This window comes from Clostridium boliviensis, from assembly GCF_033342255.1.
GTDB classification, from domain to species: Bacteria; Bacillota; Clostridia; order Lachnospirales; family Lachnospiraceae; genus Lacrimispora; species Lacrimispora boliviensis.
In genome coordinates this window covers 216,043-239,140 of the sequence record NZ_JAWONS010000216.1, presented here as the reverse complement: position 1 = coordinate 239,140, position 23,098 = coordinate 216,043, and the positions used below count along the sequence as shown (strand labels likewise).

The 23,098-nt window shown below is 42.6% G+C and carries 19 protein-coding genes; 13 read left to right on the top strand and 6 right to left on the bottom strand.

From position 1 onward, the window contains the following. Positions 1 to 20 precede the first annotated feature (20 nt). Genes RZO55_RS13715 through prfA form a run of 3 tightly spaced genes read left to right on the top strand, consistent with a single transcriptional unit; the run spans position 21 to position 2,937 of the window. Entirely contained in the window at positions 21 to 965 is a 945-nt protein-coding gene (locus tag RZO55_RS13715; protein WP_318064835.1) for a DUF1385 domain-containing protein, read from the top strand. Further along, complete coding sequence (gene prmC / locus RZO55_RS13710) at positions 962 to 1,825, top strand: peptide chain release factor N(5)-glutamine methyltransferase (protein ID WP_336624299.1); 864 nt, start codon at positions 962 to 964, stop codon at positions 1,823 to 1,825. The genes RZO55_RS13715 and prmC overlap by 4 nt, the downstream gene beginning before the upstream one ends. 38 nt (positions 1,826 to 1,863) lie before the next feature. Beyond that, positions 1,864 to 2,937 (top strand): peptide chain release factor 1, encoded by a 1,074-nt coding sequence (prfA, locus tag RZO55_RS13705; protein WP_318064834.1) that lies wholly within the window; start codon positions 1,864 to 1,866, stop codon positions 2,935 to 2,937. A gap of 430 nt (positions 2,938 to 3,367) precedes the next feature. Here the strand turns inward: prfA and RZO55_RS13700 are convergent, their stop codons facing one another. After that, positions 3,368 to 4,045: a GntR family transcriptional regulator gene (locus RZO55_RS13700; protein ID WP_318064833.1), complete on the bottom strand. Its 678-nt coding sequence runs from the start codon at positions 4,043 to 4,045 to the stop codon at positions 3,368 to 3,370. A gap of 393 nt (positions 4,046 to 4,438) precedes the next feature. Here RZO55_RS13700 and uxuA point away from each other — a divergent pair, with 393 nt between their 5' ends. Together uxuA and RZO55_RS13690 are read left to right on the top strand one after the other, a co-directional pair. Next, positions 4,439 to 5,512: a mannonate dehydratase gene (gene uxuA, locus RZO55_RS13695; RefSeq protein ID WP_318064832.1), complete on the top strand. Its 1,074-nt coding sequence runs from the start codon at positions 4,439 to 4,441 to the stop codon at positions 5,510 to 5,512. A 15-nt stretch (positions 5,513 to 5,527) separates the two neighbouring features. Then, positions 5,528 to 7,141 (top strand): mannitol dehydrogenase family protein, encoded by a 1,614-nt coding sequence (locus tag RZO55_RS13690; RefSeq protein WP_318064831.1) that lies wholly within the window; start codon positions 5,528 to 5,530, stop codon positions 7,139 to 7,141. Positions 7,142 to 7,198: 57 nt separating this feature from the next. On the opposite strand, the gene RZO55_RS13685 is transcribed toward RZO55_RS13690, so the two are convergent. Together RZO55_RS13685 and RZO55_RS13680 are read right to left on the bottom strand one after the other, a co-directional pair. Next, positions 7,199 to 8,395 carry a dicarboxylate/amino acid:cation symporter gene (locus RZO55_RS13685; RefSeq protein ID WP_318064830.1) on the bottom strand — a complete coding sequence of 399 codons (1,197 nt, stop codon included), beginning with the start codon at positions 8,393 to 8,395 and terminating at the stop codon, positions 7,199 to 7,201. Between the two features lie 2 nt (positions 8,396 to 8,397). After that, positions 8,398 to 9,672, bottom strand: coding sequence for an L-cysteine desulfidase family protein (locus RZO55_RS13680; protein ID WP_318064829.1), 1,275 nt, complete (start codon positions 9,670 to 9,672; stop codon positions 8,398 to 8,400). Positions 9,673 to 9,822: 150 nt separating this feature from the next. Here RZO55_RS13680 and RZO55_RS13675 point away from each other — a divergent pair, with 150 nt between their 5' ends. The 3 genes from RZO55_RS13675 (at position 9,823) to RZO55_RS13665 (ending at position 13,095) form a co-directional block, all read left to right on the top strand. Continuing rightward, positions 9,823 to 10,710, top strand: coding sequence for a LysR family transcriptional regulator (locus tag RZO55_RS13675; RefSeq protein WP_318064828.1), 888 nt, complete (start codon positions 9,823 to 9,825; stop codon positions 10,708 to 10,710). Between the two features lie 65 nt (positions 10,711 to 10,775). Beyond that, positions 10,776 to 11,762, top strand: coding sequence for a Gfo/Idh/MocA family protein (locus tag RZO55_RS13670; RefSeq protein WP_336624298.1), 987 nt, complete (start codon positions 10,776 to 10,778; stop codon positions 11,760 to 11,762). Positions 11,763 to 11,772: 10 nt separating this feature from the next. Then, a complete protein-coding gene (locus tag RZO55_RS13665) occupies positions 11,773 to 13,095 on the top strand; it encodes an MATE family efflux transporter (RefSeq protein ID WP_318064827.1) in 1,323 nt (440 codons plus the stop codon). Between the two features lie 24 nt (positions 13,096 to 13,119). Here the strand turns inward: RZO55_RS13665 and RZO55_RS13660 are convergent, their stop codons facing one another. Then, complete coding sequence (locus RZO55_RS13660; protein WP_318064826.1) at positions 13,120 to 13,815, bottom strand: FadR/GntR family transcriptional regulator; 696 nt, start codon at positions 13,813 to 13,815, stop codon at positions 13,120 to 13,122. A gap of 256 nt (positions 13,816 to 14,071) precedes the next feature. On the opposite strand from RZO55_RS13660, the gene RZO55_RS13655 reads away from it, so the two are divergent. Both RZO55_RS13655 and RZO55_RS13650 read left to right on the top strand, forming a co-directional pair. Then, the gene (locus tag RZO55_RS13655; protein ID WP_318064825.1) at positions 14,072 to 15,268 is read left to right on the top strand and encodes a mandelate racemase/muconate lactonizing enzyme family protein; all 1,197 of its coding nucleotides are present in this window, start codon (positions 14,072 to 14,074) and stop codon (positions 15,266 to 15,268) included. 10 nt (positions 15,269 to 15,278) lie between these two features. Continuing rightward, positions 15,279 to 16,610 carry an APC family permease gene (locus tag RZO55_RS13650; protein WP_318064824.1) on the top strand — a complete coding sequence of 444 codons (1,332 nt, stop codon included), beginning with the start codon at positions 15,279 to 15,281 and terminating at the stop codon, positions 16,608 to 16,610. A 57-nt stretch (positions 16,611 to 16,667) separates the two neighbouring features. Here RZO55_RS13650 and RZO55_RS13645 read toward each other — a convergent pair whose 3' ends face one another. After that, positions 16,668 to 17,216, bottom strand: a complete 549-nt coding sequence (locus RZO55_RS13645) for a glucan-binding protein (protein ID WP_318064823.1) — start codon at positions 17,214 to 17,216, stop codon at positions 16,668 to 16,670. 214 nt (positions 17,217 to 17,430) lie between these two features. On the opposite strand from RZO55_RS13645, the gene clpB reads away from it, so the two are divergent. After that, complete coding sequence (clpB, locus tag RZO55_RS13640) at positions 17,431 to 20,019, top strand: ATP-dependent chaperone ClpB (RefSeq protein WP_318064822.1); 2,589 nt, start codon at positions 17,431 to 17,433, stop codon at positions 20,017 to 20,019. 44 nt (positions 20,020 to 20,063) lie between these two features. Here clpB and RZO55_RS13635 read toward each other — a convergent pair whose 3' ends face one another. Continuing rightward, positions 20,064 to 21,071 carry an asparaginase gene (locus tag RZO55_RS13635; RefSeq protein WP_318064821.1) on the bottom strand — a complete coding sequence of 336 codons (1,008 nt, stop codon included), beginning with the start codon at positions 21,069 to 21,071 and terminating at the stop codon, positions 20,064 to 20,066. Between the two features lie 126 nt (positions 21,072 to 21,197). On the opposite strand from RZO55_RS13635, the gene RZO55_RS13630 reads away from it, so the two are divergent. Both RZO55_RS13630 and cls read left to right on the top strand, forming a co-directional pair. After that, positions 21,198 to 21,377, top strand: a complete 180-nt coding sequence (locus tag RZO55_RS13630) for a DUF4250 domain-containing protein (protein ID WP_318064820.1) — start codon at positions 21,198 to 21,200, stop codon at positions 21,375 to 21,377. A 187-nt stretch (positions 21,378 to 21,564) separates the two neighbouring features. Beyond that, positions 21,565 to 23,076 (top strand): cardiolipin synthase, encoded by a 1,512-nt coding sequence (cls, locus tag RZO55_RS13625; protein WP_318064819.1) that lies wholly within the window; start codon positions 21,565 to 21,567, stop codon positions 23,074 to 23,076. Positions 23,077 to 23,098: the final 22 nt, after the last annotated feature.

The window sequence follows — 23,098 nt, the reverse complement described above, 5'->3', positions numbered from 1 at the left end:
TAGAGAAAGGTGGTTGGCGTATGAAGTATTCAGGAATCGGCGGTCAGGCCGTGATTGAAGGCGTTATGATGAAAAACAGGGATGAGTATGCCACAGCAGTCCGGAAACCGGACGGAACCATTGAAGTGAAAAAAGATACGTATGTCAGCCTGGGGGAGAAAGTGAAGCTGTTTTCTCTTCCGTTTTTCAGAGGTATTTTCAGCTTTGCTGATTCCATGATACTGGGTATGAGGGCCCTTACATTTTCAGCCAGCTTTTTTGAAGATGATGAGGAGGATATGGAACCCTCGAAATTTGAGAAGCTTCTGGAGCGGATATTTGGTGAAAAGATGGAAAAAGCTCTGATGAGCATGGTAATGGTATTTTCCGTAATTATGGCTATCTGCATCTTTATGGTACTTCCCATGTTTCTGGCTAATATATTTCACTATTTTATTAAATCACAGACTGTGATGGCTGTATTGGAAGGCTTCATCCGTATTGGAATCTTTATTGCTTATATTAAGATTGTTTCCCGCATGGAGGACATCAGACGTACCTTCATGTATCATGGAGCAGAACATAAATGTATTAACTGTCTGGAACACGGACTGGAGCTGAATGTGGAGAACGTAAGAAACAGCTCCAAGGAACATAAGCGCTGCGGAACCAGTTTTCTTTTGATCGTTATGATTATCAGTATCCTGTTTTTTATGGTAATACAGGTAAAGACTCTTCCCCTGCGGATATTAAGCCGCATTGTTTTGATCCCGGTGATCGCAGGAGTGTCCTACGAGTTTTTGCGTATTGCAGGCCGCAGTGAGTCAAAGCTGGTAGATATTTTAAGCAGGCCGGGTATGTGGATGCAGGGATTGACCACCAGTGAACCGGATGATTCCATGATTGAAGTTGGAATCGCTTCCGTAGAAGCTGTATTTGACTGGAGAGAATTTCTTGAAAAGAGTTTTCCGGAGAACAAATCATGAGTTTGACGCTAAACCAGTTATTGGATGAAGGGACTGAAAGGCTGTCGAAGGCCGGAGTGGAGGAAGCGGCTCTTGATGCCAGATATCTGCTGCTGGAGGCATTCCATACAGATCTGACTCATTTCCTCATAGAACGGAACAGAGAGTTGAAAGCGGAATCGCAGGAATCTGTCCGTGAGTTTTACCGAATGCTTGAACTTCGCTCAGCCAGAATTCCCCTTCAGCAGATAACTGGAAGCAGGGAATTTATGGGGCTGAACTTTTTCGTCAATGAACATGTTTTGATTCCCAGGCAGGATACGGAGACTTTGGCAGAACAGGTCTTAATGGATTACAAAGGAAAGTATCCCAGAGTGCTGGATCTGTGCACAGGAAGTGGATGTATTGCCATAAGCCTTGCAAAGCTTGGCGGTTTTCGATCAGTGGTAGCATCAGACATTTCTGCAGAAGCATTAAAAGTGGCACAACACAATGGAGAGGCAATCTTAGGCAAGGATAAGATTACATTTCTGTTAAGCGATTTATTTAATGCGTTTAGGACAGATGAAAGGTTTGATGTGATCGTTTCTAATCCACCCTACATTCCGACGGAAGTCATTCGTAAGCTGCAGCCGGAGGTACGGGACCATGAGCCGATGCTGGCTCTTGACGGAAAAGAAGACGGCCTTTATTTTTACAGAAGACTGGCAGAAGAGAGCAGTAAGTATTTAAATCCCGGCGGCACAGTGTATTTTGAAATAGGTTATGATCAGAAAGAGGCAGTCAGCAAACTGCTTGCTGAAGCTGGTTTTACAAAGATCCGGTCATGGTGCGATGCAGCGTGGTTTGACCGGGTAGTAAGTGGTGTTTATGAAAAATAATGGGCAAGGCCCTTTTGGTGAGATTTTGGAGGATACCAATGTTTGATCGATTAGATGATATATTAATTCATTATGAAGAATTGATGCTGGAGCTTAACAATCCGTCTGTTGCAGAGGATCAGAACCGGTTTCGTAAGCTGATGAAGGAGCAGGCGGATCTGGCGGATCTGGTAGAGGCTTATACCCAGTATAAGAAAGCAAAACAGACGGTAGAGGAAAGTCTGGCAATTCTGGAAGAAGAAAATGATGAGGAGATGCGGGAGATGGCAAAGGAAGAATTATCCGATGCCAAAAAGAAGATTGAGCAGCTGGAACAGGAACTGAAAATACTTCTTCTGCCCAAAGACCCCAACGATGATAAGAACATCATTCTGGAAATCCGTGCAGGTGCTGGCGGAGATGAGGCCGCGCTCTTTGCTTCTGAGTTGTATCGTATGTATGTGAATTATGCAGAAGCCCAGAGATGGAGAGTAGAGTTAATCAGTGTGAATGAGAACGGTATCGGGGGTTTCAAGGAAGTAGTTGCCATGATCACCGGTAAAGGTGCTTATTCCAAGATGAAATACGAAAGCGGCGTTCACCGTGTTCAGCGGGTGCCTGAGACAGAGAGCGGCGGAAGAATCCATACTTCAACGGCGACTGTGGCAGTTATGCCCGAAGCAGAGGAAGTGGATGTAGTGATTGAGGATAAGGATGTAAGGATCGATGTTATGCGTGCTTCCGGTAACGGCGGACAGTGCGTTAATACTACCGATTCAGCAGTTCGTCTGACTCATATGCCTACAGGAATTGTGATTTACAGCCAGACGGAGAAGTCCCAGCTTCAGAACAAAGAAAAGGCATTCCGCCTGCTTCGTTCCAAACTTTATGATATTGAGCTGGAAAAGAGACAGAATTCTGAGGCAGAGGAGCGCAGAAGCCAGATTGGTACGGGTGACCGGTCTGAGAAGATCAGAACCTATAATTTTCCTCAGGGCCGTGTAACAGACCACCGGATTAAGCTGACACTTTATAGGATCGATTCCATCATGAATGGAGACATTTATGAACTGCTGGATTCCCTGATTGCTGCAGACCAGGCAGAGAAACTTGCAAGGCTGAATGAAAATTAAGGGGATTGCTACAAATTTCTGGAATTATTTTAAAATAAATGCCTGTACTTGTAATATTTTATGCAGACGCTATAATATAATAAAGAAGGGCAATCGCCACAGGGTGGTTGGCTAATAAGAAATGCAAAAACCTTCCCGACCGGCCAAAGTACAGGGAAGGCTTTTTGCGGTTAATGACACGTCATAAAGACGAATGTCAGTAGTGCCAGAAGGAACATACCAAAAGACATTAAGTCCTTGAAGTCATAATTCTTCATGAGCAACACCTCCATTCTATGTAGAATCGAGGCCTACCACCCTATACACGATTGCCAGCAGTTTGTACCTGCCAGTATAATTATATGTTTCAACTTGTAAATATACCAATAAAAAAACAAAAAATCTGAAAAATCCCTCTCGGACATAGTCTTTGTCTGAGAGGGATTCTGCGTTAATGGATAAAATAATCGGGAAAGGACGCTATAAGTTCGGATTTTTCCATCTGGTGCCTGTTGATATGCCTGGTCATCACAATCTCTGCCAGCTCCGAATCTCTGCGCTCTATGGCATATAAAATATTCTCATGATCCTCCACAATCCTGGTAGGCTTGGTTGATTTTAAGGAAAGGGTGCGGATCCGGTCAAAATGAACCATCTGAGATTTAATCACTTCAAAGGTTTTGGTTTTGTTCACAGACTGAAACAAAAGCATGTGAAACTCATTATCAAGGGGGAAGAACTTCTCCGTATCTTCCCGCTCCAGACAAAACTTCTGTTCATTTATATTATTCTTAAGCATCTTTAAGTCCACGGGATCCGGATTTTCGCAGGCAAGCTTTAACACTGCAATCTCAAGTACAAGTCTCATAAAGCGTGATTCTTCAACATGTTCATAATTAATTTTTGATATATAGCTCCCCCGCTGGGGCAGAATTTCAACAAGACCGGATTTGCTCAGTTCAATCAGAGCTTCCCTGACTGGCGTTCTTGAAAGATTCAGGGTAGAGGAAAGCTCATTTTCACTTACAGCGCTGCCTGGAGCAAGTTCCAGATTAATGATATTATAAAGAAGAACACGTACGGCGTAATTTCTGGCATTCTCCCCGGGAGACCGATCGAACAATTTCATATAAAACCTCTCTCATTAAAAATATTAATCCTGCTGACAGCATACGGATAGTATACTACTGGAAAGCAGGTTTATCTATTGTTTTATTAAAAACAGACTAAATTTTCAGAGTTAGCTTGTATACAAGTATCATGCTTTCAAAATGCTCAAATGTCAATAATATATGTATCAAAACTGAAAATATGTCAATGTGCACAAAAAAATAAGCAAAAAATATACAAAATTACATATTGAAAATTCTCTCGTTATATACTACCATACAAGATAGAAAAGCATGATTAAAGAATAATTCATACATGTTTGGCTGACCGGGTAATACTAGCATATAATAAGGACAGCCTTATTGTGCTTACGGTAAACTAGGAATCATTACAAAACAGGAGGAACGAATTGATGGAAATGACTTTACGCTGGTATGGACCAGGATATGACAGTGTATCTCTTGAGCAGATCAAACAGATACCAGGAGTAAAAGGTGTTGTTACTACTCTGATGGGCAAACAGGCAGGAGAAGTCTGGACTGAGGCAGAAATTGCAGAACTTAAAAAAACGGTGGAAGACGCAGGTCTTACCATTGCCGGAATCGAATCTGTTAATATTTCTGACGATATTAAGATTGGTACGGAAAAACGGGAACAGCATATTGCGAATTATATTGAAACTCTTGAGAACCTGGGAAAAGCAGGAATTCATATGATCTGTTACAATTTCATGCCTGTATTTGACTGGACACGTTCCGATCTTGCAAGAGAGCGTACAGACAAATCCACAGTACTTGCTTATAACCAGGATGTAGTGGATAAGATTGATCCCGCACATATGAAAGAATCCGTTGAAAAGATGTCCAACGGCTTTGTAATGCCAGGTTGGGAACCGGAGCGTCTGTCACGCCTGGAATCTTTATTTGAGGCTTATAAAGATATTGACGAGGAGAAGCTGTTTCAGAACCTTGTTTATTTTCTGGAGTCAATCGGTGAAGTATGTGAAAAGTATGATATCAAGATGGGAATTCATCCGGATGATCCGGCATGGCCTATATTCGGACTGCCAAGAATCATTCGTAATAAAGATTTGATTGTAAGACTTTTAAAGGCAGTGGATAAGCCATACAACGGTATTACTTTATGTACAGGTTCTCTTGGTTCCAATCCGGCCAATGATATCTGTGATATCATTAAAGCTGCAAAAGGAAGAATTCCGTTTGCCCATGTAAGAAATTTAAGATACAACAGTGACAGGGATTTTGAAGAAGCAGCTCATCTTTCTTCCGACGGTTCCATGGATATGTACGCAATTATGAAAGCTCTGCATGAAACCGGATTTGACGGAGTGATCCGTCCGGATCACGGAAGAATGATCTGGGGAGAGGTTGCCATGCCAGGATACGGTCTCTATGACAGAGCACTGGGTGCGGAATATCTTCAGGGATTATGGGAAGCCATTGATAAGGAATCACGGAAAAACTAAGGAGGCAGTACCGGTATGAAGCTGACATTAGAAGGTTTAAAGAATAAAGAGGCCTGGGAGGCAGCGGGAATCAGTCTTCCATCCTATGACATCGAAAAGGTAGTCAGAGATTCTAAAGAGGCGCCAGAATGGGTGCATTTTGGAGCAGGTAATATCTTCCGTATTTTTATCGGAGGAATTGCAGATACGTTAATAGCGCAGGGAGAGAGTACGAAAGGAATTACCTGTGTGGAGACTTTTGATTTTGATGTGATTGACAAGATCTATGATCCTTATGACAATCTGGTACTTGGTGTGACTCTGAATGCAGATGGTTCCACTGCTAAAAGAGTAATCGGTTCTCTGACCGAAGCAATAAAGGCACAGTCCACCGTGGCATCTGAGTGGAACCGTCTGAAAGAAATCTTTGTTAATCCCAAGCTGCAGATAGCTTCTTTTACTATTACAGAAAAAGGCTATGCACTGAAAGGGACAGACGGAAATTATTTCCCATTTATCTTAGCAGATCTGGAAAATGGTCCTGACAAGGCAGTTTCTGCCATGGCTGTGGTATGTGCACTGCTTTTTGAACGGTTTAAGGCCGGGAAAGCACCTCTGGCGGTGGTTTCCATGGATAACTGCTCCCACAATGGTGAGAAACTGAAACAGTCTGTTGTGACAGTAGCAAGAGAATGGGAGAGCAGAGGATTTGTGGAGAAAGCGTTTGTTGACTATCTGGATGTTGAATCCTGCGTTTCCTTCCCGTGGTCCATGATCGATAAGATCACACCACGTCCGGCTGATTCTGTCTGCAGCGAGCTGGAAAAAGCAGGAGTTGAAAATATGGCTCCGGTTATTACCTCCAAAAGAACCTACATTGCACCATTTGTCAATGCGGAAGGTCCTCAGTATCTGGTAATTGAAGACAAGTTCCCTAACGGAAGACCGGCTCTTGAGAAAGCTGGAGTCTATATGACAGACCGGGATACAGTTAACAAAGTGGAGCGTATGAAAGTTACTACCTGCTTAAATCCGCTTCATACAGCATTGGCAGTGTATGGGTGTGTACTTGGATATACTCTGATCGCAGATGAAATGAAGGATCCGCAGCTGAATCGTCTGGTTCATGAGATTGGTCCTGTTGAAGGAATGCCGGTTGTTACTGATCCGGGAATCCTGTCTCCTATGGAATTTGTGGACGAAGTAATCCGTGTGAGAATCCCAAATCCATTTATGCCGGATGCACCACAGAGAATTGCTACAGATACATCTCAGAAAGTAGGAATCCGCTATGGTGAAACCATTAAGGCTTATGTGGAAAAATATGGAGATGCGAAAAAGTTAAAAGCAATTCCTCTGGCAATTGCCGGCTGGTGCCGCTATCTTCTTGCTGTGGATGATGAGGGGAAGGCATTCGAGCTTTCTTCTGATCCTATGATTCCGGAGCTGACCGATAAGCTGAAAGGAATTGAGCTTGGGAAACCGGAGACTTATCATGGACAGCTGAAAGATATTCTGTCTAATGATAATATTTTTGGAGTTGATCTTTATAAAGCCGGTATTGGTGAAATGATTGAAGAGATGTTCTGCTCCCAGATTCAGGGAGTTGGAGCAGTTCGTGAAACATTGAAACGAGAACTGGATAACTAATTAAAACGAGCGTCCTGGCAGGAAGTATGAGTTTCCTGCGGGACGCTCGTTGCCATATTATGAGATTCCTGATTCTATCTTGTGATTTTTAATTCCGTGCTTTTGTGCATACCCAGTAAGAATTAAAGTCAGGGCGCCGTCTCCGGTAACGTTGCATGCGGTTCCAAAACTGTCCTGAAGAGCAAAAATTGTCAGCATGAGAGCAGTTCCCATTTCATCAAAACCTAATACTCCGGTGATCAGTCCAAGAGATGCCATAACAGTTCCTCCGGGAACACCAGGTGCACCGATTGCAAATATACCTAACAGAGCACAGAATAAAAGCATTGATCCAAGAGATGGAGTGGAGCCGTAAAGAATCATGGATACGGTCATAACAAAGAAAACCTCAGTGAGTACAGAACCGCATAAGTGAATGTTTGCAAATAGCGGTATACCGAAATCCACCATATCGTCTCTTAACGTGGGCTGCGATTTTTTGGCGCATTTTAAAGCCACGGCAAGGGTTGCTGCTGATGACATGGTACCTACGGCTGTAATATAGGCTGGTCCGTAATTGCGAACAACATCAAAGGGGTTCTTTCTGGAATAGACACCGCCAATTACATACAATAGTGTGAGCCAGATATAGTGCCCGGCCATTACGATCAATACTACCTGCAGAAAGACCGGAAGCTGTTTTGTGATGGTTCCTTCGTAGGACAGGGCGCAGAACGTAAATGCGATAAAGACAGGGAGGATAGGTATGACGACCTTGGTCACAATGGAAAGAACAATCTCCTGGAATTCCTCCAGTACCTGTGTGATAACTCCGGCCTTTGTCCATGTTGCAGCAAGACCCAGCAAGAGTGAAAATACAAGAGCGCTCATAACCGGCATGATCTGTGGAATATCCAGCTGGAATATGATTCCCGGAAGTTCCTTTAATCCGTCGGTACTGGTGGAAATGGATAAATGGGGGATCATAATATATCCCGCAGTCATGGAAAACAAGGCTGCGCCTATGGAAGAAAGATAGGCGATGGATACGGCTATTCCCAGCATTTTTGAAGCATTGTTTCCCAGACGTGTAATGGATGGGGCTATAAACCCGATAATAATGAGCGGAACACAGAATATAATGACCTGATTGAGTATGTATTTAACCGTTACTACAAAATTCATGAAATGTTCACCGGCGATCTGGCCGATTAAAATCCCCACAATAACCCCCAGAAGTAATTTAAAAGGTAAACTACTTACTAATTTTTTCATACCTATTCTCCTATCATGATTTTAATGATTTCTTCGTTGGTTTCTTTCATTCCCTTTTTCCCCAATCTCCCAACGTTTTTCAGCGTAGCCTCTACGCCTTTTCTGACAATGCCGTCCCCATCCAGAAACTGCTGTCCCTGGCTGTACATGCTGTATCCAAAGATTCCCGCCTCGATGGAGGAGGCAATCTTCGCCGCACAGGAAGCCTTAGCCCCATCGCATACAATTCCGGAAACAATGGCCAGTGCATTAACAACTGTATGTATGACCTCCTCATAGCCGCCCCCGTACAGATAGGCGATTCCCGCTCCGGCCCCGGCCCCGGCATTAACTGCTCCGCAGTAAGCGGACAATCTTCCAATGGGAGTTTTCTGATGAATGGAAGTTAAGTTGGATAAAGCAAGAGCGCGGTACATGGTATCTTTGCTGACGCCCAATTCCTCTGCATAGACAATGACCGGAACAGAAACGGTTATTCCCTGATTTCCGCTTCCGGAGTTGATAATGACAGGAAGTTCACAGCCATTCATGCGGGCGTCGGAACCTGCTGCAGCCATGGCCTTTGCTTTCAGGGATAAGTCTCTTCCGGCACTCTTTAGGAGTACCTTACCGATATTGGCGCCGTAGTCATTCACAAGTCCTTCCTCGGCAATGGCCCAGTTGTACTTAATCTGGCGGTCCAGCGTTTCTTTGATGTCTGCAGTGTCAACCGTATTAATAAAATCCCAGATATCCTCCATATTGAGTAAGCTCCGGTCAGTGAGGGACTCTTCCTCTCCAACTGCATCCAGTTGTTTTAAGATCTCGCCGTCTTTCTCAATCAGGACAATATTAGTATGGTAATTGGCTATGCGGACTTTGCATATGGAGGGTCCTTTGTGCAGCGTGATAAGAATATCAAAGGTAATTCCATTATCAATATGCACAACCCCAATCTCAGTCTCCTCCATAAATTTTTTCATCTCAAGGATCTGTACCGGTGTAACAGAAGAGATTACTTCCAGCTCTTTCTCCGGATCTCCGGCCACAATTCCTGCAGCTACAGCTGCCGGTATGCCTTTTAAATGTCCGGTATTGGGAACAATTACGGATTTCACATTCTTAATAATACTTCCGCTGGCACCTACAATCACCTTATCAGGCATACCCCCAAGAGTTTTTTTTGCTACCGCTGCAGCGTAAGCCAAAGCAATCGGTTCCGTACAGCCCATGGCCGGAACCAGTTCTTCCTTCAGTATCTGCACGTAGGCGCGGTATTTACAATTTGCCTTTTCCATACTTCATTAAGTCCTTTCTGATCGTATCCTGAACTACTTACCCTTTGACTTGATTTCTGAGTGACTTTAATGTACCATAAATACAACCATATGTAAAATTTAATGTTTTTATGAATATGTTTAAAAATTTTAAACATTGAAAGGAAGATTATGGAACTTCGTGAAATACGAACATTCTTAGAAGTGGCTGATTTAAAGAGTTTCTGCAGGGCGGCAGAGAAACTGAAATACTCCCAGGCTGCAGTTACCGTTCAGATTAAGCAGCTGGAAAAAGAATTAAACGTACATTTATTTGACCGAATCGGGAAACAGACTACTTTGACGCACGAGGGAGAGATGTTCTACCAGTATGCATCAGAAGTGATGCGGAATCTGACCTGCGCCCGTAATGTTTTAAGCCAGTCGTCAGAACTGACGGGCAGTCTGGTGATCGGTACGATTGAATCCATCTGTTCTACACTGTTCCCTCCGCTGATCAGGGAGTATCACCACCGGTATCCCAAGGTAAATATCAATATTATTGTGGATTCACCGGGAACTCTGTTAAACCGGATGAACAGCAACCAGATTGATATGGTGTATTTTCTGGACCGCAGGCTGTACGATGCCAAATGGATTAAGATACTGGAAAAACCGGAAGATATCATATTTGCCGCGTCTAAGGATCATATCTTTGCAAAGGAAACCGGACTTACCATAGACCAGGTTATTACCCAGCCGCTGATACTGACGGAAAAGGATGCCAGCTACCGGTTTATTCTGGAGCAGTATCTGGCTTCAGATGATAAAAAGCTTCATCCCTTTCTGGAGATTGGAAATACGGAATTTATTATAAAGCTTCTTAAGCAGAATGAAGGAATCTCATTTCTTCCTGAGTTTACTATAAGAAAAGAGATGGAGCTTGGGAATCTGACTGCACTTTCCATGAAGGAATTTTATTTACGAACATGGAGACAGATTGTATACCATAAGGACAAATGGCTCAGCAGGGAAATGAAAACGTTTATGGAGCTTGTTTTAGAGATGGAGGAGCAATGATATTGTACGGGCAGAAAGCATGTGTTATACTATGAGAACAACAATAATCAGCTGGAGGATATATTATGGAAGTTATGAAAATAGGAATTATGGGGACCGGCAGAATCGCTTCAATACTGGCTGAGACCATGACTCAGATGCCGGAAGTCTGTTTGTATGGAGCTGCTTCGCGGAGCCTGGAAAAGGCTGAAGAATTTGCAGCTCGTTTTTCAATAAAAAAAGCTTATGGCTCTTATGAAGAACTGGCGGCTGATTCTGAGATTCAGCTGATTTATATAGCAACCCCCCATTCAGAACACTGCAGCAATGCCAGACTGTGCCTGGAACATGGGAAGCATGTTTTATGTGAGAAATCATTTGCAGCAAATTACCCCCAGGCAAAAGAGATGATTGATCTGGCAAAAGAGAAAAATCTGATGATTACGGAAGCCATGTGGGTGCGTTATATGCCTATGGCTGAAACATTAAAAGAGGTACTTAATTCCGGAATTATTGGAGAACCAATGACACTTACTGCCAATCTCGCCTATCTGGTCGCAGATAAGCCCCGGATTGTTATGCCGGAACTTGCAGGGGGAGCGCTCTTAGATGTGGGCGTTTATACCCTTAATTTTGCATCTCTTGTCTTCGGTGATAAGGTTACAGATATCACATCCAGCGTGGTAAAGACAGATACAGGGGTGGATGCCCAAAACAGCATTACGCTTCTTTATCCTGGTGGAAAAATGGCAGTACTCAACAGCTCGGTTCAGGTACTTTCTGACCGTCAGGGAATTATTTATGGAACTAAAGGATTCCTGGTTGTGGAAAACATTAATAATTTTGAATCAATTTGTGTATTCGATAAGGATCGGAAGCTGGTGGAAACCTATGAAAGGCCACAGCAGATAACCGGATATGAATATCAGGTTCTGGCCAGCAAAGCGGCCATAGAGCAGGGCCTGACCCAGTGCACGCAGATGCCTCACCAGACGACTCTTCATGTTATGAAAGTCATGGACGAGCTCAGAAGACAATGGGGGATACGTTATCCCTTTGAAAAGGACGAATGAGGATACTGATATGTTTAATAGAAAAGATTTGATCCGGCTGCTGGCTCCCTTAATCGTGGAGCAGATCCTGGCAGTTTTGGTGGGTATGGCAGATGTGATCATGGTTGCTGCGGTTGGCGAGGCGGCTGTATCCGGTGTATCTTTGGTGGATTCCATCAGTATACTGATTCTACAGATCCTGGCTGCCCTGGCTACCGGCGGTGCTGTTGTTTCCGCTCAGTATCTGGGCAAAAAGCAGTCGGAGAACGCATGCAAGGCAGCAGGCCAGCTTATTGGTGTGACTACCGTATTATCACTGGCAGTGTCTGTCATTGCATTGGTTGGTAACAGGCTTCTTCTTGCGTCCATATTTGGCAATGTAGAATCGAGGGTGATGAATGATGCAGTGATATACTTTCGGATCACAGCACTGTCCTACCCCTTTATGGCAGTTTATAATTCCTGTGCGGCGCTGTTCCGCTCCATGGGCAACTCAAAGGTATCCATGGTGGTATCCATAGTAATGAATACGATTAACATCGTTGGCAATGCAATCTGTGTGTTTGGTCTGCATATGGGGGTGACCGGTGTTGCAATCCCGACACTTACAAGCCGTATTGTAGCCGCAGTTATGATGTTTTATCTGATTCAAAGTCCTGATAATACAGTGAGAATCAAACATCTTGAAGAGTTAAAACCTGATTTTCATATGATAAAGAATATTCTGTCTGTAGGTATTCCCAATGGATTGGAAAATGGTATGTTTCAGTTTGGAAAGATCGCACTGCAAAGCCTGGTTTCGTCACTGGGAACTGCTGCGATTGCCAGCTATGCAGTAGCTTCTAATCTTGTAACTTTGCTTTATCTTCCAGGAACTGCCATTGGTCTGGGACTGATTACCATAGTGGGTCAGTGCGTTGGCGCTGGTGAAAGAAAACAGGCAAAGCATTATACCAGACGTTTAGTCATGGTCAACTACGCTATTCTACTGATCCTGTGTGTTGCTATGATCTTGTTTTCCGGACAGCTTGTTTCCATATACAGACTTTCCCAGGAAGCGTCCAGAATATCCGTTGAGATGATAAAGGCACACAGCTATGCGATGATCGTGTGGCCATTGGCCTTTACCGTTCCATATTCCCTGCGTGCCTCCATGGATGCTAAATTTACAATGGCTGTTTCTGTATTCTCCATGTGGCTCTTTCGAATCGCGTCAGCCTATTTTTTTGTACAGGTCATGAAGCTGGGCGTCATGGGAGTCTGGTATGGAATGTTTATTGACTGGTTTTTCCGTGCAGCAGTATTTGCACTCAGGTTTCGCGGAATTGAAAAAAGGGCAGTGTCCGTTTCCTAGACGGCACTGTCCTTTTAAAATTTGTTAATCCATATGTGTATTTATATCTATCATGTTTGTAAAAAGTTGATGGCATAGTGTGAAATCTTTTTCTTTTATAGCCTGGTACATTTTTACGTGATCATCAATCAGAATAGAGGAAGAATATTTTTTATATATATTGCTTGAAAAAAGCTCAATCTGTTTATAAATCAGACTTCCAATTAGTTCATACATCATTGGAAAATATTTATTTTTTGAGCATCTGCAAATCTGAAGATGAAATTCAAAATCATAGGAAGCACCTTTTGCATAATCTTTACGTTTAAATGCATCTACCAGATTGTCACATATATGTTTTAATTGTTCGATATCATACGGCTCAGCTTTTTTAATCGCAAGTGACAGACTTTCCAATTCTAAAGCTCGGCGAATCTCCACAATTTCTGATATATTCTGTTCATCCATAATAAAATCTGCATAGTTTGCAATATATTCAGCGGTACTAAATTGCTTTACATAGCTGCCATCTCCAACGCGGATATCTATAAGTCCCATTGCGCGCAATCGTTCTACAGCAGCTTTGATAGAAGGGCGGCTTACTCCCAGCATTTTTGTAAGTTCATTCTCTGATGGGATTTTTTCCCCTACTTTGAACTTACCTTGTATAATATAGTCTTTTAACAGGTCAAAGACCTGATCTGATACACTTTTTCTTGCTATTTTTGGCAAATTTTCCATTAGTTTATACTCCATATCTTATTGACTGATTAAAGTATATCGGCATTAAATATGATTGTCAAGAAAAGCAAGTGATTCTTCTTCTATAAGTTTTCGTCAAAGTGCTAAAAAAGTATGTAGTTAAATAGTGCATTTTTAACGGAATTTCAATGGGATTCAATGTACTTATTGACAAACATAAAATGCAGTTGTAACATGTAAGTTGTCATACAACTTACAATTATACATAAAAACACATGTAAAGGAGAAGAAAATTATGAAAATCACCAGTATGGATGTTATGGCCCTGGAAAAAGACAATGGATGTGGTGGGTCACGTCCAGTCATCTGTCGGATTAACACAGATGAAGGATTCTACGGTTTAGGCGAGGCAGCAGTTGCAATTGGAACGGGAGCAAGAGGCGCATATGAGCTGTTAAAAGATTTTGGCCCATTGATTATTGGTATGGATCCACTGGCTAATGAGGTGATTTGGGAAAAACTTTTTAAATTGTCTTTCTGGGGTCAGGGAAATGGAGCTATCATGATGGCTGCAATCAGTGCCATCGATACAGCGCTTTGGGATATTAAAGGAAAAGCTGCAAATCTTCCACTGTACCAGTTACTTGGAGGAAAGCAGCGCAGCAAATTAAGAACTTATGCAAGTCAGCTTCAGTTTGGCTGGGGAATTGATAGGTTCAATCCTGCACAGATACCAGGTGGAGATGCTTCTCTCTACTGTGAGGCAGCAGTAAAGGCTGTAGAAGAGGGATATGAGGCAATCAAGATTAATTTCCTTCGTTTTGACCGGCAGGGAAAAATTCTTACTCATTTAGATACAACTGGTCATCTAAGCAGAGAGACTATGAGACTGGCAGAGGAGAGATTATCTGCTGTTCGTAAAACTGTCGGACCAGATATTGATATTATGATCGAAAACCATGCAATGACTGACGCTAACACTGCCATTCAGTTTGCTAAGATGGCTGAGCAGTATGATATTATGTTCCTGGAAGAAGGATGTACACCATTGAATCCTGGAGTTATGAAGAAAATTTCTGAGAATACAAGCATTCCATTAACTACTGGGGAGAGAACATATACAAGATGGGGATTCCTCCCGTTCTTTGAAAACGGATGCTTATCTATGATTCAGCCAGATATCGGAAACTGCGGTGGTATTACAGAGTGTAAGAAGATAGCTGATATGGCTCATATTTATGATGTAGGTGTTCAGTGTCATGTATGTTCAAGCCCGATCAGTGTTGCAATTGCTCTTCATCTGGAGGCGGCTATTCCAAACTTCATTATTCATGAGCATCATATTGCCAACACTACAAGCGGTACAATTCAGCAGTGTGAATACAACTATCAGCCAGTAAAAGGATACTTTGAGTTACCTGAATTACCAGGTATTGGGCAGGAATTGTCGAAACGAGCAATTGAAACAGCCGAAATCGTGACAATTAAATAAGGAGAAAAATATGGAAAATACATCTGGTAAAGGAACTCTTGGCTTTAGAGAATTATTGTCATTAGCAGTAGGACAGGTAATTGGTGCCGGTGTTGTAACATTAGTAGGACAGGCAATCGGTGTAACTGGCCGATCCATATGGCTTGCCTATATATTTGCTGTTGTTCTTGGATTATGCATTATATTTCCATATATTATGTTAAGCAGTATGATTCGTGTAAATGGTGGAAACTACACATTTGTTGCAACGATTCTTGGTGAGCGCTGGGGCGGAATGTATGGAATGGCCTTTACTTTGAACAGTTTTGCCTGCGGTATGTTTGGACTGGGCCTTGGAACTTATTTAAATGCCTTAATTCCAAGTGTCAATATCAAACTAACTGCAGTTATTGCAATCACATTATTCTGGATTGCGAATATGTTAGGCGTTAAATTCATGGCAAAGATTCAGAATGTTATGTCTGTCTGCCTTTTAGTTGGTCTGGCTGTGTTCATTGTAGTTGGCCTTTTTAACTTACGTCCTGGAACATTTGATTTCTCATCACCGGAATTTTTTACAGATGGTGCCAGCGGATTTTTTAATGGAACTTTATTATTAGTTTTCTCCTGTACAGGTCAGTCATTTATTGTTGCTTTTAGTAAGGAAGCTAAAAATCCACGCCGTGATGTTCCTTTTGCAATTACTGCAGCCAGTGGAGTTATTCTTGTTGTATACGTATTGATTGCAATTGTTGCTTCTGGCGTTCTTCCAATCGATCAGGTCGCTGGAAAACCACTGACACTTGCAGCTGGTCAGATTCTTTCCCGTCCATTGTATTATGCATTTATCATTGGTGGACCAATCATGGCACTTGCTACAACTCTGAATTCATCCTTTACTGTTTTTTCCCGTCCATTCCATCAGATGGCAAGAGATGGATGGTTTTCAAAGAAGATGGCAGTAACAAACAGCTTAGGAGCTCCTTATATTTTACTTACAGTTATTTATATTATTTCGGTTGTTCCGGTACTGTTAAACTTCAGTATCAGTACAATTACAAGCAATTCAATTCTCATCAGCCGTATTTCAGATGTTGTTGCAATTGTAGCTGTAATTTGTCTTCCAAAACGTATTCCTGATGCCTGGGAAAACAGATACTTTAAGATTTCAAAACCAGCATTTTATGCAATAATGACATTCTGCCTTTGTGTGACTTTATTTGTAATCGGATTATCACTGCGTAATCTGACACCAACATTAGTCATTGTTACGGTTGTATTAATTACTTTATTCTTTATTTATTCAACATTCAGACAAAAGTCAGGAAAGGTACAGATGGAAAAAAGCTACGAGCTTCAGTAATTAGATGATTAATAAGAAGGTAATAGAGTAGGGAAATAATTCTTGGCAATTATTTCCCTACTCTATTTCTTCATTCATCTTACCATCTGCATTCACATAAGAGCCTTCAATCACCCGGCTGACTGCCATCTGTCCTGCAATGCCATCCGGACCCGGGTTAAAATAATACCAGTTTGCGTCAATCTTATGCCAACCGGTCACCATGATGCCTATCTGGTTGGTATAAAAGGTGCTATTATAATGAGAGTCGTGAATCCAGCCGGTCACCATGGCGCCCTGTGTACTTCCCTCTTCAGGATTAAAGTAATACCAATGGTTATTTAAATAATGCCAGCCAGTAGCCATATAACCATTGTCCTTAAAATAATAGGAATTACCCTGATATTCGATCCATTGTCCAGCAGGATATTTTGAATTCCACTGATTGAAGTAACGCCAGCCGGCTTCATCCTTCACCCAGTTCCCGGAGATATAAATCGATTCATCTTTTGTATGGGCATAGCTTACCAGAATGTGCGTGCCAAATGCAGCAAACCAAACGGATAAAAGCATGGCGGCAGCTAGGTGAATGGCATTAGCGCGATAAAAGCGGGGTCTGTCAGACATATTCTCCTCCTTCCAATTTATCCAGGAATTGTATGAGTCGATTATAAGCGAAGGTCTGGAAAAAAACAATGAGGGAAAGGAAACCGTAAGATATTATTTATAAATCTGATTTTTTTCGGTAAAAGTATCTTGACATGGTCGCTTGCGTTTGTTATATTACATATAGAACAAACAATGCAATACTTGTAATGAGCCGGATAAGGAGGAAATTGCCGTGAACATTAATAAATTTACACAGAAGTCCATGGAGGCTGTTCAGAATTGTGAAAAGCTTGCCTATGAGTATGGAAATCAGCAGATTGAACAGGAGCATTTGCTCTACAGTCTTCTCACCTTAGAAGATAGTCTGATTTCCAAATTGGTTACCAAGATGAATATTCAAAAGGAGCAGTTTCTTTCGGAAGCTGCAGGGGCAATCCAAAACCTTCCGAAAGTCAGCGGAGGTCAGCTCTACATCAGCAATGATTTAAATAAAGTTTTAATCAGTGCCGAGGATGAGGCGAAGGGAATGGGAGATCAGTATGTTTCCGTAGAGCATTTATTCCTTGCCATGTTAAAACAGCCCTCAAGAGCATTAAAAGAGATGTTTCGCAGTTATGGAATTACCAGAGAAAATTTTTTAGCAGCATTATCCACAGTGCGGGGTAACCAGCGGGTGGTAAGCGACAATCCGGAAGCTACCTACGATACCCTGACCAAGTATGGGTATGACATGGTAGAAAGGGCCAGAGACCAGAAGCTTGACCCTGTAATCGGAAGAGACAGTGAAATCCGCAATGTAATCCGGATCCTTTCCAGAAAGACAAAGAACAATCCGGTTTTAATCGGAGAACCCGGTGTGGGGAAGACAGCGGTTGTGGAGGGGCTTGCCCAGAGAATTGTCAGAGGAGATGTACCTGATGGCTTAAAGGATAAGAAGCTGTTTGCGCTTGATATGGGCGCTTTACTGGCAGGTGCAAAGTACCGGGGGGAATTTGAAGAGCGGTTAAAGGCAGTTCTTGATGAGGTTAAAAAAAGCGACGGACAGATTGTCCTCTTTATTGATGAACTTCATACCATTGTGGGAGCAGGAAAAACGGAAGGCTCCATGGATGCTGGTAATATGTTAAAACCCATGCTTGCCAGAGGAGAGCTTCATTGTATTGGCGCAACAACTCTGGACGAATACCGTCAGTATATTGAAAAGGATCAGGCTCTGGAGCGGAGATTCCAGCCGGTTATGGTGGAGGAACCTACCGTAGAGGATACGATTTCCATATTAAGAGGTTTGAAAGAGCGATATGAAGTTTATCATGGGGTGAAGATCACAGACTCCGCTCTGGTATCAGCGGCGACTCTCTCCGACCGTTATATCAGCGAACGTTTTCTTCCGGATAAAGCCATTGACTTAGTTGATGAGGCCTGTGCCATGATAAAGACAGAGCTGGATTCCATGCCCTTTGAGCTTGACGAGCTGTCAAGACGAATTATGCAGATGGAGATTGAAGAGGCGGCGTTAAAGAAGGAAACAGACAGGTTAAGCCAGGACCGTCTGGCGGAACTGCAGAGAGAACTGGCAGAGCTTCATGATGAATTTGCATCTCAGAAGGCGCAGTGGGAGAATGAAAAGGCGTCGGTAGAACGTCTTTCATCTTTAAGAGAAGAGATTGAAAGCTTAAACAGGGAAATCCAGACAGCCCAGCAGAAATATGATTTAAACCGTGCAGCAGAGCTTCAGTATGGAAGGCTGCCCCAGCTTCAGAAGGAGCTTGCGAAGGAAGAGGAGCGGGTGAAAAATCAGGATTTAAGTCTGGTGCGTGAGAGTGTTACAGAAGATGAGATTGCCAGGATTGTATCCAAATGGACAGGAATACCGGTTGCCCGGCTGACAGAGAGTGAGAGAAACAAAACCCTTCATCTGGATCAGGAGCTTCATAAGAGGGTCATTGGACAGGAAGAAGCCGTTTTGAAGGTGACTGAAGCAATCATCAGATCAAAGGCAGGAATCAAGGATCCAACAAAGCCAATCGGTTCCTTTCTTTTTCTGGGGCCGACAGGAGTGGGAAAAACAGAACTTGCAAAAGCACTTGCAGATAGCCTGTTTGATGATGATAATAACATAGTCCGAATTGATATGAGTGAATATATGGAAAAGCACTCGGTATCAAGACTGATCGGAGCTCCGCCAGGATATGTGGGATACGATGAGGGTGGCCAGCTTACAGAAGCAGTACGCAGAAAGCCATATTCTGTGGTGCTGTTTGATGAAGTTGAAAAAGCCCATCCTGATGTGTTTAATGTACTTTTGCAGGTTCTCGATGACGGACGGATTACCGATTCCACAGGTAAAACCGTCGACTTTAAAAATACCATTATTATTATGACTTCCAACATTGGATCCCAGTATCTTCTGACTGGTATTGACGAAGAAGGAAATATCAGAAAAGAGGCGGAGGATATGGTCATGGGAGATTTAAGATCTCATTTCAGACCGGAATTTTTAAACCGCCTCGATGAAATTATTCTGTTTAAACCATTGGATAAGAGTAATATTTCCGGTATTGTTGGTTTGCTTATGAAGGATTTAAACCAGAGACTTCAGGATCGTGAGATCAGGATTGAACTCACAGACCAGGCCCGTGAGTTTGTAGTGGAGCAGGGATATGATCCGGTGTATGGTGCCAGACCGTTAAAGCGTTATCTTCAAAAGCATGTGGAGACACTTGCAGCAAGGGTAATCCTGGGAGATGAGATACATGCAGGCAGTGAAATTGTAATCGATGTTTCAGAAGATGGGGCAAATTTAATAGCCTATCTGGAATAAGAATAGAAAAGGGAGCCGTGGCTCCCTTTTCTGATTGCATTAGATTATGATACGGACCAGAGTATATCCCTGTTAACCGTATGATAAAAAGTATCCCGTATTTCCTTCGGGTCTTTTGTCTGTCCCATAATCCACATAAGCTTGGTTACGGTGGCTTCCAGAGTCATATCGTATGCTTCTAACAGTCCGAACTCTTTCTTTATGTAGTGCCCTACTTCATAAACAGACATATTGCTGCCTTCATTCGTCACCTGAGTGGTCATAACCACCGTTTTTCCAAGAGAGATCCATTTCTCAATTGCCTTGTAAAAATCACCGGTATCATAGGAAGGAAGTCCTCCTACACCAAAGGATTCAATGATAACGGCATCGTAATGCTCTGCCATATAATCCAGAATGTCTGCCCCCATGGAAGGAATCAGCTTTAACAGTGCAACGTTAAAATTAAGTTTATGGAAAAATACAGGGTTGCCGGAGCGGTGTTTTTTGTCATCCAGATAGAAGATTACATGACCATCCTGTATTGTGGCGATATAGGGGAAATTAATGCTGGAAAATGCGTTGTAGCTTTTGGTCCTCTCTTTTTTCCCTCTTGTTCCTGAGATCACTTTTCCGTCAAAAACAATATTTACATCGTGAGCCTTGTCGTCGCTTGCAAAGCGGAGACTGTCCGATAAATTGGTTCTTGCATCGGTATTTTCCATATCAATAGGTTTCTGGGCACCGGTAATAACGATAGGTTTTGGAGAATTCTGTACAAGATAAGAAAGGGCTGCGGCTGTGTAAGCCATGGTATCGGTACCGTGGCAGATAACAAAACCGTCATAGTTATCGTAATGATCTTCGATTGCTTTTGCAATCTCCAGCCAGTGCTTCGGCTGCATATTGGTGCTGTCTATACTGAATATCTGCAGACTGTCCACGTGACAGTAATCTGCCGCATCGGGAACATAGGAAAGGAGTTCATTGGAAGTCAGAAGGGGCTTCAGTCCGGATTCTCCTCTTTTGCATGCGATGGTACCACCGGTTCCCAGCATCATTATTTTTTTCATGAAAAATACCTCCTGATGAATTATGAACCGATTGTAGCATTTCTTTTCCCATTCGTACAGTGGATTTCTTGAAAATTGAAGAAAACTGTGATAAAATGAGGGACAAACAGATAGAGGAGAAAAAATATGGCTAATATACCAAAGGATCCGGTTATGCTGCTCAGTTATATTAATACGCAGCTGAGAGATTTTTACCCATCTTTAAATGAACTTTGTCTGAGTCTGGGAATAGAGGAAAAAGAGATTACCGGGTCTCTGGCTTCCATTGACTATCGGTATGACAAAATAAAAAATCAGTTTTTGTAATTGTATTGGATACAGAAGGGTCGTCGCAGCTGCGGGGACCTTTTTTGGAAAAATAGATTTGTGACTATTTGCAGGAATCGGACCATAAAATAATTAGAATGAAAGAGATTAAAAATGGAAAACTGTTTCATGTGTATAAGAATTCTGCCCGAGAAGAACAGGGCAGAAGGAGAAGGGGGGATTTGACATGGGATCTGTCTGGAATCAGACCATAGCGGTCTGGAATTGGCTGATGGAGCATTTAATCTATATAAACCTGGTACTCTCTGTTATTATTGTTTTTTTTCAGAGGAGGGATCCCAAGGCAGTCTGGACCTGGCTTTTAGCCTTGTATTTTATCCCGGTATTTGGTTTCCTCTTTTATCTCGTGCTGGGGCAGGATATGAGGAAAGGGAAGATGTTCCGGGTTAAGGAAGTGGAGGACCGTATGCGTTTCTCAGCCAGGAACCAGGAAGAGTTTTTAAAAAGCCACGATATGGGTCTTAATACTTCTCTGGAAAGGGATTACTCTGACCTCGTCGTTTTCAATTTAGAAACGTCAGGTTCTGTTTTAACGGTTGACAATACCGTGGAGATTTTTACTGACGGGGAGAAAAAGTTCCAGGATCTCAGGGAGGAACTGTCTAAGGCAAACCGGTTTATTCATCTTCAATATTATATTATAAAGGACGATGAGCTGTTTGATTCCATTATTCCCATATTAACAGAACGGGCAAAAGCGGGCGTGGAAGTCCGGATCCTTTGTGACGGTATGGGCGGACGGTTCATGCGCAAATCAAAATGGGAGAGATTAAAAGCAAACGGTGTCCGGGTTGGGATTTTTTTTCCTCCGGTATTGGGAAGGCTGCATCTGCGTATTAACTATAGAAATCACCGCAAGATTGTTGTCATTGATAACCGCGTTGGGTATGTGGGCGGTTTTAATATCGGAAGAGAGTATATTTCAAAAGATCCCAAATTTGGATACTGGCGGGATACACATCTAAAGCTTCAGGGAGGCTCTGTTTTAAGTCTCCAGATCCGTTTTGCACTGGACTGGAACTATGCAGTGGGAGAGAATTTGTTTAAAAATATGACATATTTTTGTGAAGATGGAAACGAATTCTGCCTGGACAGTCTGGGAGTGATGGATATGAATCAGACGGAACGGAAACTGGGGATTCAGATTATCGCCAGCGGGCCGGATGCCAGAAGCAGACAGATCCGGGATAATTATATCCGCTTGTTTTCAAAAGCAAAGCATCATATTTATATCCAGACCCCTTATTTCGTACCCGATGATGCGGTGCTGTCGGCTCTTAAGGTTGCTTCCAGATCCGGTGTGGATGTCAGGCTTATGATTCCGTGTAAGCCTGATCACCCCTTTGTTTACTGGGCTACCTACTCTTATGTGGGAGATCTTCTTTCTGAAGGCGCCAGATGCTATACCTATGATAACGGTTTTTTGCATTCGAAAGGGGTTATGACAGACGGCAGGGTCAGCTCCTATGGAACTGCCAATATGGATATCCGCAGTTTCGAACTGAATTTTGAAGTCAATGCAGTGATCTATGATGAGGAAACCACCAGGAAGTTAGAAGAACGCTTTCTTGAGGATTTAAAGGTATGCCAGGAGATCACGCCGGAAAGATATGAAGCAAGAAGTATCTTTATCAGGGTAAAGGAACAGGGCAGCCGGCTTCTTTCACCCCTTTTATAGAATTCTATTACAGCACAACATA

Coding starts and splice junctions, on each gene's coding strand:
- RZO55_RS13685 (WP_318064830.1), bottom strand. CDS start 8,395: ATGAAAAAATTAGTAAGTAGTTTACCTTTTAAATTACTTCTGGGGGTT.
- RZO55_RS13690 (WP_318064831.1), top strand. CDS start 5,528: ATGAAGCTGACATTAGAAGGTTTAAAGAATAAAGAGGCCTGGGAGGCA.
- uxuA (WP_318064832.1), top strand. CDS start 4,439: ATGGAAATGACTTTACGCTGGTATGGACCAGGATATGACAGTGTATCT.
- RZO55_RS13630 (WP_318064820.1), top strand. CDS start 21,198: ATGGCTAATATACCAAAGGATCCGGTTATGCTGCTCAGTTATATTAAT.
- prmC (WP_336624299.1), top strand. CDS start 962: ATGAGTTTGACGCTAAACCAGTTATTGGATGAAGGGACTGAAAGGCTG.
- RZO55_RS13660 (WP_318064826.1), bottom strand. CDS start 13,815: ATGGAAAATTTGCCAAAAATAGCAAGAAAAAGTGTATCAGATCAGGTC.
- RZO55_RS13635 (WP_318064821.1), bottom strand. CDS start 21,071: ATGAAAAAAATAATGATGCTGGGAACCGGTGGTACCATCGCATGCAAA.
- RZO55_RS13645 (WP_318064823.1), bottom strand. CDS start 17,216: ATGTCTGACAGACCCCGCTTTTATCGCGCTAATGCCATTCACCTAGCT.
- RZO55_RS13675 (WP_318064828.1), top strand. CDS start 9,823: ATGGAACTTCGTGAAATACGAACATTCTTAGAAGTGGCTGATTTAAAG.
- RZO55_RS13650 (WP_318064824.1), top strand. CDS start 15,279: ATGGAAAATACATCTGGTAAAGGAACTCTTGGCTTTAGAGAATTATTG.
- prfA (WP_318064834.1), top strand. CDS start 1,864: ATGTTTGATCGATTAGATGATATATTAATTCATTATGAAGAATTGATG.
- RZO55_RS13700 (WP_318064833.1), bottom strand. CDS start 4,045: ATGAAATTGTTCGATCGGTCTCCCGGGGAGAATGCCAGAAATTACGCC.
- RZO55_RS13670 (WP_336624298.1), top strand. CDS start 10,776: ATGGAAGTTATGAAAATAGGAATTATGGGGACCGGCAGAATCGCTTCA.
- RZO55_RS13665 (WP_318064827.1), top strand. CDS start 11,773: ATGTTTAATAGAAAAGATTTGATCCGGCTGCTGGCTCCCTTAATCGTG.
- RZO55_RS13655 (WP_318064825.1), top strand. CDS start 14,072: ATGAAAATCACCAGTATGGATGTTATGGCCCTGGAAAAAGACAATGGA.
- cls (WP_318064819.1), top strand. CDS start 21,565: ATGGGATCTGTCTGGAATCAGACCATAGCGGTCTGGAATTGGCTGATG.
- RZO55_RS13715 (WP_318064835.1), top strand. CDS start 21: ATGAAGTATTCAGGAATCGGCGGTCAGGCCGTGATTGAAGGCGTTATG.
- RZO55_RS13680 (WP_318064829.1), bottom strand. CDS start 9,672: ATGGAAAAGGCAAATTGTAAATACCGCGCCTACGTGCAGATACTGAAG.